The sequence below is a fragment of the Sporomusa sp. genome, from assembly GCF_035561155.1.
Taxonomy (GTDB): Bacteria; Bacillota; Negativicutes; order Sporomusales; family Sporomusaceae; genus Sporomusa.
The window spans coordinates 1-18627 of the sequence record NZ_DATMYD010000151.1 but is presented as its reverse complement, the minus strand read 5'-3'; the positions used below and the strand labels follow the sequence as shown (position 1 = coordinate 18627).

The window sequence follows — 18627 nt, the reverse complement described above, 5'->3', positions numbered from 1 at the left end:
TATAAAAAATGGAGGTAAAAATAGTGGATGTATCTGTATTGTCATTAATAGCATTATTAATCGCTATTATCGTTAGCTGTATCTCACCTAAAAACATCGGTATCATGGCCATCGGTCTGGCTTTTATTGTCGGTCATGTTATGGGCGGTATTAAGGCCGATAAGATTATTGCCGGCTTTCCGCTCAGCCTGTTCATGACACTGGCCGGGGTAACCTACCTGTTCGGTATTGCCCAAGTGAACGGCACTATTGATAAAATTACTAAATATGCTGTTAAAGCAGTGCGTGGAAATGTTGCCCTGCTGCCCATTGTTTTATTCTTTGTGGCCTTTGGCTTGTCGGCTATCGGTCCGGGCCATATTTCCATCATTGCTCTGATGGCACCTGCCGCCATGTTGCTGGCGGAAGAAGTAGGGATTTCGCCGTTTCTGATGGCTCTTATGGTTGGTAACGGTGGTCAAGCCGGTGCGGTTTCGCCAATTGCTCCTGCTGGGGTGATTGCCAACGGTCTGGCAGCTAAATTAGGTTTTACCAGTATTGCCTTTCCGCTGTTTTTTAATACCTTCCTAGGGCACTTTGCGGTAGCAATGCTGGCTTATGTGCTCTTTGGCGGTCTTAAGCTGTGGAAACAGGGGGCTGCAGGTAATGCCCAGGCGGGTGCAATTGCAAATATTAAGGTTGAAGCTTTTACCAAACAACAGCTCATGACGCTCACCGGCATTGGTGTGCTCATGGTATTGGCCTTAGGTTTCAAATTTGATGTCGGTCTTACCGGTTTCACCATTGGCGCTATCTTGACGATGCTTAATGCCGCTGATGAAAATCAGGCAGTAAAAAGTATGCCGTGGAATACTATCCTTATGGTGTGCGGCGTAACTGTGCTTGTCGGCCTCATGAAAGACGTTGGTGGCATGAAGCTGTTCTCTCACATTATTGCTCAGTTCTCGACCCCATACACAGCAACCCTGGTAGTTGGCTTTGTCGCCGCAGTTATTTCGGCGTACGCCAGTACTTCAGGTGTTATTATGCCGGCCTTCATTCCCTTAGTGCCTGACTTAGTAGCCAAGATGGGCGGTGGTGATCCGCTGGCCATTATCTACAGCATAGTATTGGCTGGCCACTTGGTAGATGTAAGCCCGTTGTCAACAACCGGCGCCCTTCTTATTGGCGCTGCCGGCCCCAAATCAGACAAACAAAAACTATTCCGCAGCATGCTCATCTGGGGCTTTGCAATGGCTGTTGTCGGCTCGATATTAAGCTGGCTGTTTTTCACCGTGCTTAAGTTTTAATTTCTGAACAACTGACGGAGGTAATACACATGACGCTTATCATAAGTGCTGCAACTTGGGACAAAGAGCTAAAATCAGGCATGCGTCAGGCAGAATTAATCCTCTTGGCTCGCGAGGCCGGGTGTGCAGGTGTGGAATTTCGCCCTTACTGGCAAGACATCGAGGAAGAGATTCCGCTAATCAGAGAAGTTTTGCGGCAGCATAACATGGTGTGTGCCTACGCTTCAAATGAAGCGCTATTGGCCGGATCACGGCAAGAGACACTACAAGCCATTGCTTCATTAAAAACGGGTGTACAGCTTGCTGACCGCCTTGGTGCAAAGGTTCTGCGGTTTAATGTAGCTAGCGGGGCCTTTGATTCAAGCTTAGTGCACACGTCCTGGTGGGTTGAAGCCATGAACCAGGTGCTTGAATTGGCTAAGTCTCTGGGTATCGTACTGGCTGTTGAAAACGGGCCTGATGCCCAAAAGGGCAATCCAGAGGTGTTTAAAGAAATATTTGCTGTACTGCCTGAACTTGGTCTGACCTATGATACCGGTAATTGGTTATATGCCAATACCAAGCCTGAAGTAGCCTTGGAGTGGTTTCTTTCCCAGGTGGGCTATGTCCACTTGAAGGATATTATCTGCGAAAATGGCAGTTTAAAACACGGTCATCCTGGCACAGGGCTTGTCGATGTAAAAGGATTAAAGGAACGTATTCAAGCGAGTGGCTATACCGGCCTGCTTGCTTTGGAATTCCCTGGCGGTGACAAGCCACTGGAACGAGTCTTTAAAAGCTTAGCGTATTTAGGTTAGGAATAGTAACCCCTGGATGCCTTGTGGTATCCAGGGGTTTTTAACAAAAATTCATTGACAAAAAAGACCAATTAAAATAAAATGATTATTGAGAACTATTATCAAGTGTATCGGCTTGGCCGGTACTTTTTTTTAAGGACACATAGTGATAACCATTCTCAAAATGCTAAACCTTGGGGGTTATCCAGTGAAAATAGCTACAAAGCTGCAAATGCTGATGACTGTGGCGGCGGCAGTGCCTGTTATAGTCATCATATTTATGGATCAAGCCGTTGCTGCCGGGGCAGGTGCAGCGGCACTGGTTGGTTTGATTGGGCCATTTATGGCGGCGCGCTGGTTAGTGACTAAAGACTTAGGAGACATTAGGGCTTTATGTAAGCTTGTCAAGGAAGGAAAATATCGGGTTCATACAGCATTGCCTAATGAAGCGTCAGACAATGGCGAGGAAAATGAGTTTATATCAGTGCTGCGTGATATGAACTGGATGGCCCGTGAAATTAAACTGCGGGAAGGGCAATTAAACGATGCAATTGATGAGCTCAATACGGCTCAGCAAGAATTAATTGAACAGAAAGAAGCATTAGAAGAGGCAAACAAGCGTCTAAACGAAATGGCAATGACTGACCCTCTGACAGGATTATCAAACAGGCGGCATTTTTTTGACCATCTGGAACAGGAGATTTGCCGTGCGAATCGCATTGACCGGCCAATTTCTTTGTTTATCCTTGATATTGACTATTTTAAACAGGTTAATGATACCTATGGTCATCAGGCCGGTGACGTTGTTCTGAAAGCCATTGCCTATATCTTGCGCAGTCGTTTAAGACGCAGTGATATGGCAGCACGGATTGGCGGCGAAGAATTCGCAGTTTTACTCTCAGATACTGATTTAACACAAACGATCGAGATAGCTGAGCAAATACGCAATAACATAAAAGAGTATCTGTTTCAAACTTGCGATGGCAAGAGTATAAATATTACTTGCTCTATTGGGGCATTCAGCGGGGATAGACCTGATTATACAAAGGCGGAGTTGTTATACAAATACGCCGATAAGGCTCTCTATGACGCTAAGAATTCCGGGAGAGACCAAGTCGCTTATTATGACTGTGCTAAACTAGGACAAGAGAATGCTGAATTGCTTGAACAGCTAGGGCAAAGAGGGGTGACTCATTAATGGAAGCATTGCTCCAAAATGCCGGTGTGCACGAGTTCGTTGAGGCTTTTACGGCTGCGCTTGATGCGAAAAATACATATACACGGGGACATTCTGATCGTGTTGCTGAAATAGCAGCTGCTGTTGCCAGACAGCTGGGAATGACAAAATCAAACCAGGATACCATTCATGTTGCCGCACATCTTCACGATATCGGCAAGATTGGAATTCCTGATCACATTCTTCTTAAACCTGACAGGTTGTCTTCGGAAGAATATGAAGTCATTAAAAGTCACTCGCAGGTGGGGTTTGATATCCTCAATAAAGTAACTATGTTACGGCCAATCGCCAAGATCGTCCGCTACCATCATGAACGCTGGGATGGTCTGGGATATCCGGAAGGTCTCGCCGGAGCTGCTATTCCGTTAGGGGCCAGGATAATAGCACTTGCCGATGCGTTTGATGCCATGACAAGTGAGCGCTCGTATCGTCCATGCATGTCGCAGCAAGAGGCTGTGCAGGAGGTATTACGCTGCCGGGGTACGCAATTCGATCCAGACATTGCCGATGCATTTGTCAGGCTTTGTCAAGAGGCTAAGTTGCCTGGATACACGGAGGCAGTAAAGCTGCTGAGTGAAATGCTGCCAGGCGAGCAAGGCAGGGTAACCAAAGTAACCGGCAGGGGCTCTATTAAACAGCGCCTGGTCGATATGGGTATTATCACAGGTACGCGGGTAGTGGTGCAAAAGTTTGCCCCGCTGGGTGATCCGATGGAAATTAAGGTAAAAGGATTTAATTTGTCACTACGCAAAACAGAAGCCAGATTAATTGAGGTGGCGGTAGGGTGACGAATACGCAGCTAACCCTTGCTCTCGCCGGTAACCCCAACTCAGGCAAGACAACAATATTCAATAACCTTACAGGTGCAAAGCAACATGTGGGCAATTATCCCGGAGTTACAGTGGAAAAGCGGGAGGGGTTTAGGAAATACCAGGACAAAGAGTTTATTGTCGTGGATTTACCGGGCACCTATGGGTTAATGGCGCATTCGGCTGATGAATTGGTGGCCCGCAGTTTTATTGTCCATGACAAACCTGATATCATTGTAAATATCGTGGATGCGGGCAATTTGGAGCGCAATCTGTATCTGACCCTGCAGCTCTTAGAGCTGGAACGGCCTGTTATTATTGCCCTAAATATGGTTGATGCTGCCGAAAGTAAGGGGATACAGATTGACGACAGGCTGCTGGCACAGGTTCTGCATACACCGGTTGTGCGTAGTGTTGGCAGGCAAAATCAGGGGACTGAGGATATTCTTGTAGCAGCGGCAGCAACGGGAGAACAGGGCCAGCCTTGCCGGTTTACCCTCCTTTATGGTAGCAAGATCGAGGAGGCTCTTAGCCGGATAACGGAGTTGCTGGCTCAGATTAGAACTGGCTTGCGATTTCCCCGGCGATGGCTCGCCTTAAAACTCCTAGAAGGTGACACTGAAGCAAGCAAATATTTGAGCGGTATTCAGGGCAGTGAACCGGCGACTGCAGCTGCGACGCTTTTTCGCCAGGAACTGCTTGAACAAATGGGTGACCCGGCACTCTTAATTGCTGAACAAAGACACCGCTTTGTTGCTGAGATATATGCCCACGCAGTAACAATAAATGAGAACAAGGTGATGAATACCTCAGACAAGCTGGATTTGGTGTTAACTGGGCGGTTTTCCGGGTTACCGATTTTTCTCGGCTTGATGTGGTTTTTGTTTAATATGGTGTTTACGGTTGGGGCTTATCCACAGGCCTGGATCGAAGATGGTTTTGGCAATTTGGCTCAATTGGCCAGTCAATATCTGACTGACGGCGAACTACGGTCATTTATTGTTGACGGAATCCTTGGCGGGGTTGGCAGTGTCATCGTTTTTTTACCTAATATCCTTATCTTGTTTCTAGGTATCGCGTTCATGGAAGATACCGGGTATATGGCGCGAGCTGCTTTTATTATGGATAGGATTATGCGGACCGTAGGACTTCACGGCAAATCCTTTATCCCGCTCTTATTAGGTTTTGGCTGCAGCGTACCTGCCATTATGGGAACACGAACACTGGAAAACCCGCGTGACAGGCTTGTTACTATTTTGGTGGCACCCTTTATGAGCTGCAGCGCCAGACTGCCTGTGTATACTGTGCTGATTGGGGCCTTTTTTGATGAAACTATTGCTGGAACAGTGTTGTTTTCTATTTATTTCCTCGGTATTTTGCTGGCTGTCCTGGTAGCTCGCGTTTTCCGCACACTGATATTTAGGGGGGAGAGTGAGCCCTTTGTGATGGAAATGCCGCCGTACCGGAGGCCGACCGTTAAAAGCATGATAATCCATATGTGGGAACGCAGCCTGCTGTATTTGCGAAAAGCCGGAACAATTATTTTGTCAGTATCCATTTTAGTATGGTTTTTGGTGAACTATCCTACGGCAGACCCGATTGCCCAAAGCTATGCCGGCCAATTGGGAAAAATGGTGGAACCATGGATTGCACCGCTGGGGTTTGACTGGAAGCTTGGTGTAGGGCTGGTATCCGCTTTTACCGCTAAAGAGGTACTTATCAGTACCTTAGGCACCATCTATCATGTTGGTCAGACTGGCGAGACTGCGGTAGCGCTGCAAGAGGCTATCGGCAGTGATCCTAATTTCAGTCCACTTATCGCCTATTCTTTGATGATATTTGTCTTAGTTTACTCGCCTTGCCTGGCCACAATTGCCGTTATCAGACGCGAAACCAACTCGTGGAAATGGGCTTTATTTAGCCCTGTTTATTCAACTGTGTTGGCCTGGATTTTATCTTTTATCGTATTCCAGGCGGGAACTTTGCTTGGTTATTAAAAATGAACCCGTCAAGTCCAGGCTTGACAGGTTCGTATTGTCATTAGTGATGCAATTGCTGTACTTCCTGTTGGTCCTGCTGAAGTAAATTCAGCCTTCGGGCCAACCACGGCGTTGATGTGGCCTGAAGAACAAGGGTCGTCAATATTGCCAAAAAGGTAACAGAAGAAATGATGTCAGAATGCTGGATGCCTGTTCCTACAAGCATTCCGACAAGAGCTGCCGGGATAACCCCTGTTTCGCGGGTCCAGAACATAAATAAAATCTCATTTTTCTCCCATTTGGCTTTTCTGTCTGGCAGTGTGCATAATAAAACAACAATGGGTCTGGCGATAAAAATAAAAACAGCAACCACAATAGAAGCGGGAAGCAGGTACTTGGCAACTATGGCCAAATCAACATGAGCCCCCAGGAGAACAAAGATAGCTATCCTGAGCAGTAATGATGCAATATGGAGAAAACTATGAACCTCATCATGATGGTTTTCTTTCATTGTCCAACCGAACTCATCTAAATTGCCAAGAACCAGACCGGCTACAAACACCGACATGAAACCACTTGCGCCAAAATGTTCTGCAGTCATATAAGAGGCGATAATTAAAGGAAGCATAAGAACTTGGGAATATTCAGCAAAGATATCCTGTGATTTGCCACTAACGAGGAATCCGGTTAAGAGTCCGTAGATTGCTCCGATGATGATACCACCGCCAGCCATGATGACAAACTTTAAGGCCGTGGGAGCAAGCGCAAACTGCCCTGTAGCAATGGCACCCAGCAAGGTGAAGGTCACTATTGCGCCAGTGGCATCATTAAAGGCCGATTCGCTAATTACCGTTTGTGCCAAACGCTCCTTGACCCCAACCGATAAAAATATCGGAACAAGTGTTGCCGGATCGGTAGAAGCTAGTACAGCCCCTAATAGCAGCGCGTAGATAAGACTTATTCCGAAAACAGCATGAACGGTGTATCCCACAATAGCAACCATAACAAAAACAGCTACTGTAGATAACAGTAAGAGGGTTAGCCACACATTTTTTAATACCCCAAAACTAACCCCAATGCCCCCGTGAAATAAGAGGACTGATGCGCCTAGCACAAGGACAAGCTGATTAACAACTGAATTTTCGGGTATGTCGATGAGACCAAGTCCTGGCGGGCCGATGACAATGCCGATGAGTAAATAGAGAACTACATCGGGAATTTTAAGTTTGTCGGCCACTTTGCCTGCCAGCGCACCGGCGACTAAAATAACCGAAAAGGTGATAAGTACTTGATGCGCTGTTTGAATAGCGTTGTTTTCCATTGTGCATCTCCTTCAAAATAAGCATAGGGAGCCTGTTATGACAGACTCCCCCACCCATTGAGATTATTATGCTCATAATTATAATAATCTCTTTTTTCCAATCTGTCAAACGATCGATAACCGCTCCGTTTGCCAGTTTTTATCCGATGACCAAGCCGCTCTAAGACTCCCTCTTATATAAGTGGGAGTTAAGAGCGGCTAAGTCCCTGGATAAGGTCGACTAAACTTCAGATGGGGTTAAAACCCCACCTGAAGCTAAGTCTTACTTTACGCAGCTATTTCTTTATTCGTTCAGTTATAACTCTGGCGGCATGCACACCGCTGGCACTGGCTTGGGATAAGCCGCGGGTGATGCCGGCGCCGTCGCCAATTGCAAACATGTTTTCAATCTCGGTCTCCAGTTCCCCGGTCAGTTTAAGGCGCGAGCTATAGAACTTGACTTCAACTCCGTACAGCAAGGTGTCGTCGTTGGTCATACCTGGGGCAATTTTATTGAGCGCATAGATCATCTCGATGATATTGTCCAGGTGACGCTTGGGCAGAACCAGGCTTAAATCGCCGGGAGTTGCCTTAAGTGTTGGTTGGGTGAAGCTCTGGGACAGACGGTGTTCGTTCGTGCGGCGGCCTTTTAACAGGTCGCCAAAGCGCTGTACCAGTACGCCGCCGCCGAGCATATTAGAAAAAGAAGCAATACGTTTGCCGTATTGGTGAGGTTCGGTGAAGGGCTCGGTAAACTTATTGCTGACCAACAGCGCGAAGTTGGTGTTTTTACTGTGCAGCTTTTCATCCCGGTAGCTGTGGCCGTTGACAGTAACAATACCGTCGGTATTTTCAGCAACAACATACCCTTTGGGGTTCATGCAGAACGTCCGGACTAAGTCCCCATACTGCTTTGTCCGGTATACCAGCTTGGCTTCATATACCTCATCGGTGATGTGCTGGAATACCTCCGCCGGGATTTCGACCCGGACGCCAACATCCACCTGATTATTGGTTAACGGCAGGTCAAGTTTGTGACACTGGTTGGCAAACCATTCTGAACCGGCCCGGCCCGGCGCGGCAATTAGGTAATCGCATTCTATCGGGCCGTTTTTGGCTGTTTCCAAAATAAATATGCCATCCTGTTTTTTGATAGTATTTACCATTACGCCGAACAGCATGGTTATTTTTTCTTTCAAATAATCAAAAATTGCTTCAAGAATTTTTAAGTTATTTTCGGTGCCTAAATGGCGGACCCTGGCGTCTAGCAGGTGCAGGTCATACTGTAATGCCTTTTTGCCAAGACTGCTGTTTTGGGTGCTGAAGTATTCGGCAGGTGCGCCGTATTTTATATTAATTTGATCGACGTAGTCAATTAAATCAAGTACGGTCTCGTCGGGAAGATATTCGTTCAGCCAGCCGCCAAATTTGGTGGTAAAGTTATATTTGCCGTCAGAGAAAGCCCCGGCACCCCCGAAGCCGCGCATAATGGCGCAGGGATTGCATTTAATGCAGGCCGGTACCTTTTTATCCGAGATGGGGCAGTGTCGCGAATAGATGTCGTGTCCGACTTCGAGTAAAGCAACCTTGATATCCGGATTATTAATGACAAGCTCATATGCGGCAAATACTCCGGCTGGGCCGCCGCCTATGATGGCGATGTCAAATTTATCAGCCATTAAAAGACCACCTTTCTATGTGATTGTGGCACGAACCGTAACACATTATACTTTACCAAATAATGTTTGTAAATAGAAGAAGAATTGAAAGGTAGATACAATAATTGTAAAATTTGATTAAATAGGTAATCGTAAGTCACTAGACAGTGTTTGGTGAATATGGTAGAATTTTGTCAAAAGGGTTGATTCACACTACTATTTTTAGCCAGGCTCTCTATAGCTTGGCTTTTTCTATTATTAGTTGTTTATTGGTTTTATATCACCACGAGAGCTATGATGGGAGCGGTTACCCCAGCCGGATAGAAGGCCAGGATATTCCGCTTATTTTCCGGATATTAAGCGTTGGAGTTTATGAGGCGGTATTGAGCGCGAACGTTCTGAGGTTAAGCAGCATTTGGGTGAGCACGAAGCTGTATCGTAAGGATGGGGGTATTGCTTTGAATATTGAGGTCATGACACATGAGGTAAATGGCGCTGAAGCTCTTACCGCGTTGCGCCCGCAAATGCGGCAGATATTTACCGTGCTTGCCGGCCCAGACACTGGCAAAGTTGAGATTATTTTTAATGAAGCCGTTAATAATGCTTTTCGTCAGGGAAGCAAGGTTCGTGTTAAGGTTAGCCGAATTGGTAAAAAACTTGTACTTCGGGTGAAAGACTCTGGGCATGGTTTTGCGGGTAACCTATTGTTAAACTCATTGAACAGTCAAGCTATGGATGAGTTATTTGATGAGAAGCTGATCGATGAAAGCGGGCGGGGGCTGTTAATCATGAAAGCCATGGCAGATGATGTTTGTTTTAACCGTCAAGGTAATGAGATTATGCTGGTGATAAAGCTTGGGTATAATAATTAGTAGTCCTGGTACTAAGCTAGATGAAATCCAATAAAGATTCTCTCATCGGCTATTGTTAGTAATATTTCGCCGCATGCCTTGTCGATCTTTATTGGAACCTATATAGATAAGGGAGGCGTCAGTATGATTGTATCTACAACCTCGGTATTGGAAGGCTTTGAGGTCAGAGAGTATTTGGGAGTTGTGACCGGTGAGGTCGTCATGGGGACCAATGTAATTAAAGATTTTTTGGCCGGGCTGAGTGATATCTTCGGCGGGCGAAGTAATTCATATGAAAATTCGCTGTCCAAAGGTGTCAACAGTGTAGTAAGCGAGCTTAAAGAGCGGGCCGGTGCCATGGGGGCAGATGCTGTGATTGGCGTTCATCACTCAATGTCAAGCGTTGGTGAAGGTTTGATGATGATTGTTATTATGGGTACTGCGGTCAAGGTACAGAGAAAGTATTAAATCGTATTGGCGCGATAAAAAAAGAGCTGAGATTGTTTCAAGCCGTTCGCATGGTGGGGATTATTCCTGTCAGTGCGAGGAGCAGGCGTGGCAATCTCAGCTTTTTGCTGTTTATGAGTATAGCAAATTCATTATCAAAGGGTCGTTGGCCTCAATGGAAGCAGCGATTAGCTCATGCTTAATAGTTCACTATTTGTTCACAGTTTTGCCACACTTATGCTGGAAGAATGCGCTATACTTGATTTAAATCAAATTAACAAGGAGTGGTTACATTGAAAAAAATCACTATTTTTGCCCTTATCGGTGTGCTCGTGCTGTCGCTGGCAGGTGCGGTCGCCCTGGCTGCCCCGGACGGAAATCCCGGTCAGGCTGGCACATTCTGCCCGCATTTTGGACCGGCAGGGCAGGCTAACCTGTCTGACGAACAAAAAGCTCAGATTGCCACGTGGCAAAAAGAAATGTTTGAGCATAGAAAACAAGTGCTGCAAAAAGAGGTTGAATGGGGCTGGATAACCCAGGCTCAGGCTGACCAGCATATTTCCTTTATGGAGCAGCACCTGAAAGACGGCAATTTTGGCATGGGTATGGGACATGGACGTGGTCATGGTATGGGACGTGAACGAGGTATGGGACCAATGCAGGGCGGCTGCGGTAACGCTAATGCTCCGGCACAGCAGTAATAAGATAACAGCAAAAGAGCCTGCCGCAAAGCGCGGCAGGCTCTTTTAGCTAGACTTAGCTTGTGGTATGCTGAAGATGAGAGGTGAAAACCATGACTGTCAAAACGGTGCTTGTCGTTGATGACGAGCAGCCTATCAGGGAACTCCTAACCCTATATCTCACTAAAGAAGGTTTCACGGTGCATGAAGCAGCTGACGGTGCCGAGGCGCTTATCAAACATCAGGAATTTAAACCTGATATTATCATTCTGGACATCATGATGCCTGTTCTTGATGGTCTGGAGGTCTGTCGCCAAATACGCAAGTTTTCGAACATACCGATTATTATGTTGACCTCACGCGCAGAAGACGAAGATCGTATCATGGGGCTTGAACTTGGGGCTGATGACTATGTGACTAAGCCGTTCAATCCGAGAGAGGTAGCAGCTCGAGTCAAAGCAGTGCTGCGCCGTTTGGCGTCCCCTGAGAAGCGGCCTGAGGCTGCTTTAAACTATTCACATTTGACAATCGATATGGCCGAACATACTGTGACCGCATTTGGGCACGAGATAGCGTTTGCTAACAAAGAGATGGACCTTTTATGGCATTTGGCCTCACATCCTGGACTGGTTTTTTCCCGGGAACAACTCTTAGAGAGCGTCTGGGGGTACAGTTACTGCGGCGATACCCGTACTGTCGACACCCATATTAAACGGATTAGAAGAAAGCTTGACATAAGCGGTAACTCTCCTTGGGATATAAAAACTGTATGGGGCATAGGCTACAAGTTTGAGGTGAAAAAATGAGAATATCATTGCAGCACAAACTTCTTGGCAGTTTTATAATAGTGGTGGCCCTTGTGCTGACCAGTGTATCAGTAGGTGTTTCGCTCTTAATCCGCGAGTACTTTATTGCCAGCAAACAGCGTGAACTGACCGATAAGGCCTATGAGACGGCGCGAGTGGTAAGCCGTTATTATGATGGGCAGATAAACTACGGCCAGCTTGCCGGGTTTATTAACAGCATTGATAGTTTACTCAGTGCAAGGGTATGGGTCATAGACAACGCGTTTAACTTGATTGCCGCGTCTGAGGAACAGCGTGGGCCGGCAGGCGGCTTTCACCACCGGGCCGGGATGATGAAAAAAAGCCCCATGGATTTGGCGGGGGACTGTGATATGCCGGGAGGGCCTGGAAAGATGCTGCGGCATGGCCACGGTATGGGACAGGAACGGGGGATGGACTGGCAAGCAGGTAGGCCTGGCAAAGTGGCTGAGCAAAATCAGGCTCATAATCGTGCAGGTATAACTGGGCTGGACGAAATCCGTCAACAGATCGAAGCTGGCGGTGGCACAGCGTGGGTTAAGACTTTTTACCATCCTTACTATGAAGAAAACATGCTGGTCGTTGGCGTGCCGCTCAAGCCTGATGGTCAAGTACAAGGGACAGTGCTGATTAATGCTCCTTTGTCCGAATTCGACAGTTTTTTAAGCCGGATTTACTGGTATATTGCTGCAGCTGGGACAGTAGTTGTACTGATAACAATATTTATTGCCAATTACCTGTCGGCAGGTATTATCCGGCCGTTGAAGTCGATGCAGGCGGTAGCCTCCGCCATGGCCGGGGGTGACTATTCTGTTCAGGCTAACATAGACACCCATGATGAAGTGGGTGATTTGAGCCAATCTTTAAACTCTCTGGCCACGGCTTTAAAGGACTTTGTACGTAAAACTGATAAGACAGATAAACTCAGGCGCGACTTTGTCGCCAACGTATCACATGAACTTAGGACCCCGCTTACCATTATGCGCGGTTATAATGAGGCCCTCTTGGATGGTACAATAAGTGAGCCTATTCAGGTGGCGAAATACCACAGGGTTATGCGTGATGAAGCAGTACGACTGGAGAAACTGATTAACGAGCTCTTAGACCTCAGTCAGCTTGAGGCGCAGACTGCCACGCTGGAGACAGAACAGGTATCCCTGGCTGAGATTATTGATAATATTGTAACTTTATTTAAACAGCGGAGTACAGAAAAGGGAGTCACACTGCGGGCCGATATTGCTGAACACCTGCCTGATATCAATGGCAATGGCGATAGGCTGACACAACTGGTACTCATTCTGCTTGATAATGCACTTAAATTCACCCCGGCGGGTGGGATAATTACCGCTAGTCTGACAGCGGCCGGCCGCTCACTCATACTAACGATAGCTGATACCGGCATTGGCATTCCGCCCGAGGATTTGCCTTATATCTGGGAGCGATTCTATAAAGCAGACAAGTCACATACCCGCACTGGAGGCGGTACCGGCCTAGGGTTAGCTATTGCCAGGGAAATAATTAACCTGCACGGAGCTGAGGTTGAGGTGTCAAGCACCCCGGGAGAGAGGACGGTATTTACGGTTACATTCTGCCTGCAGGTACCAAAAAAATGAACAACAAAAGTTAACCTTAGCGTAAAATAGAACTCAACTATTTATGGATATCATCTTTGATGTCAATATATAGTTTGCCGGTAGGAGTTATGGCGGCCAAAGCCACTTCATCGCAGTCAGGTATGCCGCGCTTGTTAAGCTCATACAGCAGCCATTCTCTGGTGATGCCGACGCGGCGTAAAGTGGTATCAATAATTTGGCCGTCGATGATAAGTTCCTTGCCGGTAAACTTTCTGGCTGCCGGATTTTTTGTCTGGATATCAGTCTTTTTTAAGATACTCAGCTCGCCATCAATCTCAAGGATTCCAATCTTGACTTCAGTTAGGTCGAATATATTTTTTGTTCTGAGCTGTTCCAGTAGGCCGGTCACGTTATAGTAAGTCTTGGACAGATTGTTTTCAAGTATTTTACCGTTGTGGATAACAATGACCGGTTCAGCCTCTAAAAGTTTTCGGGCAGGAAAAGTCTTCAAACTGAGGTAGTTACTGAGCAGGAATAAACCACCCCACACGGCTAGTGTAATCAGGCCCGTGAAAATGTTTAAGGTATGTGTTACTAGCGTAAAAACTGCCAAGGCACCGAGGATAATGATGCTGACAAAATCAAATAAGGTCATTTGAGCAAGCTGCTTTTGGCCAAATGTCCGGGTTAATAACAGAACAATAAAAAAGGCCAGCGACGTGCGCAATACATATTCGATAGCTTCCGGCATGCTTATTCTCCTTTGTTAATGTAGTCATGCAAGTACGGTGCTATTATATGATTGTCCAAATGACGGTTTTTATTAGTGAAATGTAGAGAGCTTAACCTGAGAACATTGCGTGCAGTATGACAAGTCTTTTAGCAGAGATAGATATTTGCGAGGAGTAGAACCTATTAAAAAAACTTTTATCCGATGACTAACCCGTTCTAAAACTCCCATCTTCTGTAAGTGGGAGTTAAGAGCGGCTAAGTCCCTGGATAAGGTCGACTAAGCTTCAGATGGGGTAAAAACCCCACCTGAAGCTAAGTCTCACTTTATTTTACAGATGACAAAGGCATGAAGCCAACGGTAATGACCGTAGCTTCATGCCTTTGTCTCGTCAGGGCTTAGGAGCTTACCAGCCCCGGTTATATTCTTCAGTGCAGGCCAAACAGGCGATTTTTCCGTTTTTCAGGCGGGCGCGGGCCTCCATGACTTTTTCGCCACAGTAAGCGCAGATAACTGAGTTAAATATCTTGGCCTCTGGCGGTAGTTTGAGTTCAATATCCTGGATTTTAAAGATTTCCTCAGGTGGAGTAGTCAGCAAGCGGGCGGTGCGTTCGGACTGGAGCTTGTGCCAGGCTGCATCCTGCTCAGGCGAGGCTTGGCCGTTAAACACCTCATTCCGGAGAGCTTCCTGCTCTGGCGTGAGCGGCACCGCGCCCCCGGTCACTACAACCCGCACGGCCTGGCCTGTACGGCGGTTGCCGATGGTGTAAGCCTGTTTGCCATGGTCTTTGTAGATAAGGTTGCCTTTACCGATGGTGCAGCCTAATAAAACTTGTACAGCATCAATGCCGCAGCCGTCAGACTCGACAATGGCCACAAGCTCCTCGTCAGCGGCGCGCTCCACCTTCAAGTGGTTAAGGGCAGTCTTGGCCGCCAGGTAGCCAATTGTCAACCCAGGACAGCAGTGGCCGTGAAAATCAATGGCTTTTTGGTAATCTTCAGGGCGGTTGGTCATGTGTTATTCCTCCAAATGAAAGAACTTCGTTCGTTATAGGTTTCATGCCTTAACTGTAAAATGTTGAAATTATTACAGGAATTTACTTATATTATCGATTATGAGGATAATGTTGTCAATTGAGATAAATGTTTTTGTAGTGTCAAAAAAACACATTTTTCTGGAAAATTCCACAAATTTAGAGGTAATATGATCTTATTCGCGAAATAATTAGGAAACAGTCTTAATAGACTTTAATTTTTAAGAAGGGCAGGGTGGATAAGAGTGGGTATGCGCTCAATGCAGAGTGATATTCTTAATCTTCCGGAGAACTATCGTAAGTTTTACGAGGAACTAGCAGCCTTTATTCCTATTAACCGTATTTTTGCAGACCCGATTCGAACACTGGCATATGGAGTGGATGCCAGTCTCTATCGCATAACCCCCAAGCTGGTGGTCAAAGTCCGCACGTCTCAAGAAGTAGCTAAAATTTTCGGAATTGCTGGTCAATTCAAGATCGCGGTTACTATCCGGGCTGCAGGAACAAGCTTATCAGGACAAGCTCTTACTGATTCGGTGCTATTGTTGCTGGCTGGTGGCTGGAGTGGCTACCAGATCGATGATCATGGCGAAACCATCATGTTAGAGCCGGGAATTATCGGCTCGGAGGCCAATCAGTATCTCCGGCCGTACTCACGAAAAATCGGTCCTGACCCAGCTTCAATCAACTACGCGATGATCGGTGGTATTGCCGCTAATAACGCGAGTGGTATGTGTTGCGGTACCGCAGATAACAGCTATAAGACGATTGCGGCTATGAAAATTATATTCGCCGATGGCGCGATCTTAGATACTGCCGATCCTGAATCTTGTCAGTTGTTCATCAATAGTCATCAGGAACTGATAGACGCTATTGAAAAAATCCGGGACGAAATTAACGCAGACGAGCAGCTTCGACAGCTTATTGTCCGCAAATTCAAAATCAAAAACACCACCGGCTATGGTATCAACGCTTTTGTCGATTATCATAACCCTATCGATATCATTAGCCATCTTATGATCGGGTCAGAGGGAACACTGGGATTTATTGCTGAGATAACCTACAAGACTGTTGTTGAACATGCCCATAAAGCCTCGGCGCTCATGTTTTTTCCGGATATCAAACAGGCTTGCATGGCGGTAATGAGGCTAGAGCGTCCGTTAGTGGCAGCAGCGGAATTGCTTGACCGAATTTCGCTGCGTTCGGTGGAAGACAGTGCAGGTATGCCAGCATTTTTAAAAGAACTGGACGAACAGGCGACTGCACTTTTAGTGGAAATTAGAGCCCTGGACAGGGCTACACTTGATGAAAACATACAAAAAACTATAGAATGTTTAGCAGGAATACCTGTTCTGTTTCCGATTACCTTCACTGATAAGAAAACCGAGTATGAGAAGTTGTGGAAAATCCGGGCAGGCGTATTTCCTGCTGTTGGCGGTATCCGCCGCCAGGGTACGTCTGTTATCATCGAGGATGTTGCTTTCCCCAAAGAACTGTTGGCTGATGGTGTTCTGGCCCTACGGGAATGTATGAACAGGCATGGTTACGAGGATGGCGTAATCTATGGTCATGCGTTAGACGGCAATGTCCACTTTGTTTTTAATCAGAATTTTGATACCCCTGCAGATATCAGGCGATATCAAGACTTTATTAATGAAGTGTGTAGTATGGTGGTGGAGCGTTTCTCAGGTTCATTAAAAGCTGAGCACGGCACTGGCCGTAATATGGCCCCGTTTGTTGAGTTGGAATGGGGTCAACAAGCATATAAATATATGAAGCAAATAAAACAGGCCTTTGACCCGGAAGACTTGCTCAACCCCGATGTTGTTATTACCAACAACGCAGATGTCTATGTGGAAAATTTGAAAATTATGCCACAGGTTCATGAGCTTGTTGATAAATGTATGGAGTGCGGGTTTTGTGAGATCAACTGTCCTTCCCTTCATTTGACCAGCAGTCCGCGTCAGCGGATCGCTGTGCAACGTGAGCTTGCCCGTATGCGGGCTGCAGGAAATGATAAAGAGCTAGCGCGGCGGGTGGAAGAAGATTATGATTATTTTGGTGAGATAACCTGCGCGACTGACGGTCTATGTCAAACGACCTGTCCGCTGGCAATTAATACCGGTAGTTTTACTAAGTATCTGCGCTCAACTAAGACTACAAGCAGGGGACGCAACATTGCCAAATTCATGGCCACGCATTTCAGCGGGGTTACTTCACTGGCCAAGCTAGGCTTGGCAGGAGCGCATTTGGCGCATCGGGGACTAGGGACTTGTACGATGGGGGGATTAGCCAAAACAGCTCGCTCCATTGTCGGAGACAGCATACCTAAGTGGAATAAGTGGCTGCCTAAAGCAAGCGCGAGCGTAGAGGCGCCCCCGGTTGCCTCTGCTGATAGCCGAAAAATCGTTTATTTTCCTAGTTGTGTCAGCCGGACGATGGGCCCGGCCAAAGAGGATATTGATCAACGGTCACTGCATCAGGTGATGATGTCACTGCTTAATAAAGCGGGCTATAGCGTTATCTTCCCACCCGGTATGGAGGATTTATGTTGTGGAATGCCGTTTGAGAGTAAAGGCTATTTCGACGCTGCCGATGAATTGAGCGTTAAGCTCGAAAAGGTGTTGCTGGCGTGCAGTAATAATGGGCAATACCCGGTACTCTGTGATACCAGTCCCTGTGTCTACCGGATGAAGCGGGTGATGGATAATCGACTGACCATCTTAGATACGGTTGACTTTATTCACGACTATCTGCTTAACGAGTTAGAATTTGTAAAATCACCAGAAAAAGTAGCTATTCATGTCACCTGCAGCGCAACCAAAATGGGTTTGGCAGACAAGTTCCGGGCTGTGGTAGAGGCTTGTGTTACTGAAGTGATTATACCGCCCAAGGTTAAGTGTTGTGGTTTCGCCGGAGATAAGGGGTTCGAGGTCCCTGAACTCAACGAATCAGCGTTAGAACATCTAAAAGAAGCGTTACCGTCAGACTGTAGCTGTGGTTTTTCCAATAGCCGCACATGTGAAATTGGCTTAGCTGATAACAGCGGTATCAGCTATCAATCGATTGCTGTCCTGGTTGATCGCTGCTGTACGGGGCGAAAGAAAAATTGAATTAAGAATGGATCACAATGGTCAAAACAAGGGAGCCCCAACTGAGGGGCTCCCTAATTATTATATTTCTCCAAAAAGTAATAATCGGAAAATGAAAAATACCATGAAAGTAAGCCGCAGCTTCATTACGGCTATAACCTTCATGGGTATACTATTTACATAGCGATTGCTCGCGTAATTGAACTCTTGATGAGTTATAACTAATATCCTGAATTTTTTCGCAAATAATGATAATATTTACAATTTCGTTAATTTTATAAAATACATAGCAATTGCAGGGAAAATGGTTAGAATGGAGGTAGTTGGGTATACGTTGATATTAGCAC

15 protein-coding genes and 1 pseudogene are annotated in these 18627 nt (G+C 46.5%); 12 read left to right on the top strand and 4 right to left on the bottom strand.

The features are described 5' to 3' along the window. Window positions 1-23: 23 nt before the first annotated feature. The 5 genes from VN447_RS20080 (at window position 24) to feoB (ending at window position 6108) form a co-directional block, all read left to right on the top strand. Entirely contained in the window at window positions 24-1289 is a 1266-nt protein-coding gene (locus VN447_RS20080; RefSeq protein ID WP_325527639.1) for an SLC13 family permease, read from the top strand. 29 nt (window positions 1290-1318) lie between these two features. Next, a complete protein-coding gene (locus VN447_RS20075; protein WP_325527637.1) occupies window positions 1319-2086 on the top strand; it encodes a sugar phosphate isomerase/epimerase family protein in 768 nt (255 codons plus the stop codon). Between the two features lie 187 nt (window positions 2087-2273). Then, window positions 2274-3263 carry a GGDEF domain-containing protein gene (locus tag VN447_RS20070; protein WP_325527635.1) on the top strand — a complete coding sequence of 330 codons (990 nt, stop codon included), beginning with the start codon at window positions 2274-2276 and terminating at the stop codon, window positions 3261-3263. Beyond that, window positions 3263-4090, top strand: a complete 828-nt coding sequence (locus VN447_RS20065; protein ID WP_325527633.1) for an HD domain-containing phosphohydrolase — start codon at window positions 3263-3265, stop codon at window positions 4088-4090. The genes VN447_RS20070 and VN447_RS20065 overlap by 1 nt, the downstream gene beginning before the upstream one ends. After that, entirely contained in the window at window positions 4087-6108 is a 2022-nt protein-coding gene (gene feoB / locus VN447_RS20060; protein WP_325527631.1) for a ferrous iron transport protein B, read from the top strand. Before VN447_RS20065 ends, feoB begins: the two co-directional genes overlap by 4 nt. A 43-nt stretch (window positions 6109-6151) precedes the next feature. Here feoB and VN447_RS20055 read toward each other — a convergent pair whose 3' ends face one another. Together VN447_RS20055 and VN447_RS20050 are read right to left on the bottom strand one after the other, a co-directional pair. After that, the gene (locus VN447_RS20055; protein ID WP_325527629.1) at window positions 6152-7411 is read right to left on the bottom strand and encodes a sodium:proton antiporter; all 1260 of its coding nucleotides are present in this window, start codon (window positions 7409-7411) and stop codon (window positions 6152-6154) included. A gap of 275 nt (window positions 7412-7686) precedes the next feature. After that, window positions 7687-9069: an NAD(P)/FAD-dependent oxidoreductase gene (locus tag VN447_RS20050; RefSeq protein WP_325527627.1), complete on the bottom strand. Its 1383-nt coding sequence runs from the start codon at window positions 9067-9069 to the stop codon at window positions 7687-7689. 146 nt (window positions 9070-9215) lie between these two features. On the opposite strand from VN447_RS20050, the pseudogene VN447_RS20045 reads away from it, so the two are divergent. The 6 genes and pseudogenes from VN447_RS20045 to VN447_RS20020 all read left to right on the top strand — a co-directional run. Next, a pseudogene (locus VN447_RS20045) lies at window positions 9216-9401 on the top strand (HD domain-containing phosphohydrolase); the annotation flags it as partial. A 105-nt stretch (window positions 9402-9506) separates the two neighbouring features. Next, a complete protein-coding gene (locus VN447_RS20040) occupies window positions 9507-9920 on the top strand; it encodes an ATP-binding protein (protein ID WP_325527711.1) in 414 nt (137 codons plus the stop codon). A gap of 123 nt (window positions 9921-10043) precedes the next feature. Beyond that, a complete protein-coding gene (locus VN447_RS20035) occupies window positions 10044-10367 on the top strand; it encodes a YbjQ family protein (protein WP_325527625.1) in 324 nt (107 codons plus the stop codon). A gap of 272 nt (window positions 10368-10639) precedes the next feature. Then, complete coding sequence (locus tag VN447_RS20030; protein WP_325527623.1) at window positions 10640-11047, top strand: DUF2680 domain-containing protein; 408 nt, start codon at window positions 10640-10642, stop codon at window positions 11045-11047. A gap of 92 nt (window positions 11048-11139) precedes the next feature. Continuing rightward, window positions 11140-11832, top strand: coding sequence for a response regulator transcription factor (locus tag VN447_RS20025; protein WP_325527621.1), 693 nt, complete (start codon window positions 11140-11142; stop codon window positions 11830-11832). Further along, a complete protein-coding gene (locus tag VN447_RS20020) occupies window positions 11829-13463 on the top strand; it encodes a sensor histidine kinase (protein WP_325527619.1) in 1635 nt (544 codons plus the stop codon). Before VN447_RS20025 ends, VN447_RS20020 begins: the two co-directional genes overlap by 4 nt. 37 nt (window positions 13464-13500) lie before the next feature. Here the strand turns inward: VN447_RS20020 and VN447_RS20015 are convergent, their stop codons facing one another. Further along, window positions 13501-14175: a DUF421 domain-containing protein gene (locus tag VN447_RS20015; RefSeq protein WP_325527617.1), complete on the bottom strand. Its 675-nt coding sequence runs from the start codon at window positions 14173-14175 to the stop codon at window positions 13501-13503. 385 nt (window positions 14176-14560) lie between these two features. Next, window positions 14561-15169: an FmdE family protein gene (locus tag VN447_RS20010; protein WP_325527615.1), complete on the bottom strand. Its 609-nt coding sequence runs from the start codon at window positions 15167-15169 to the stop codon at window positions 14561-14563. Window positions 15170-15439: 270 nt separating this feature from the next. Between VN447_RS20010 and VN447_RS20005 the strand changes: the two genes are divergently transcribed. Continuing rightward, a complete protein-coding gene (locus VN447_RS20005) occupies window positions 15440-18301 on the top strand; it encodes an FAD-binding and (Fe-S)-binding domain-containing protein (RefSeq protein WP_325527708.1) in 2862 nt (953 codons plus the stop codon). Window positions 18302-18627: the final 326 nt, after the last annotated feature.

Coding starts and splice junctions, on each gene's coding strand:
- VN447_RS20075 (WP_325527637.1), top strand. CDS start 1,319: ATGACGCTTATCATAAGTGCTGCAACTTGGGACAAAGAGCTAAAATCA.
- VN447_RS20035 (WP_325527625.1), top strand. CDS start 10,044: ATGATTGTATCTACAACCTCGGTATTGGAAGGCTTTGAGGTCAGAGAG.
- VN447_RS20055 (WP_325527629.1), bottom strand. CDS start 7,411: ATGGAAAACAACGCTATTCAAACAGCGCATCAAGTACTTATCACCTTT.
- VN447_RS20065 (WP_325527633.1), top strand. CDS start 3,263: ATGGAAGCATTGCTCCAAAATGCCGGTGTGCACGAGTTCGTTGAGGCT.
- VN447_RS20025 (WP_325527621.1), top strand. CDS start 11,140: ATGACTGTCAAAACGGTGCTTGTCGTTGATGACGAGCAGCCTATCAGG.
- VN447_RS20005 (WP_325527708.1), top strand. CDS start 15,440: ATGCGCTCAATGCAGAGTGATATTCTTAATCTTCCGGAGAACTATCGT.
- VN447_RS20050 (WP_325527627.1), bottom strand. CDS start 9,069: ATGGCTGATAAATTTGACATCGCCATCATAGGCGGCGGCCCAGCCGGA.
- VN447_RS20020 (WP_325527619.1), top strand. CDS start 11,829: ATGAGAATATCATTGCAGCACAAACTTCTTGGCAGTTTTATAATAGTG.
- VN447_RS20015 (WP_325527617.1), bottom strand. CDS start 14,175: ATGCCGGAAGCTATCGAATATGTATTGCGCACGTCGCTGGCCTTTTTT.
- VN447_RS20010 (WP_325527615.1), bottom strand. CDS start 15,169: ATGACCAACCGCCCTGAAGATTACCAAAAAGCCATTGATTTTCACGGC.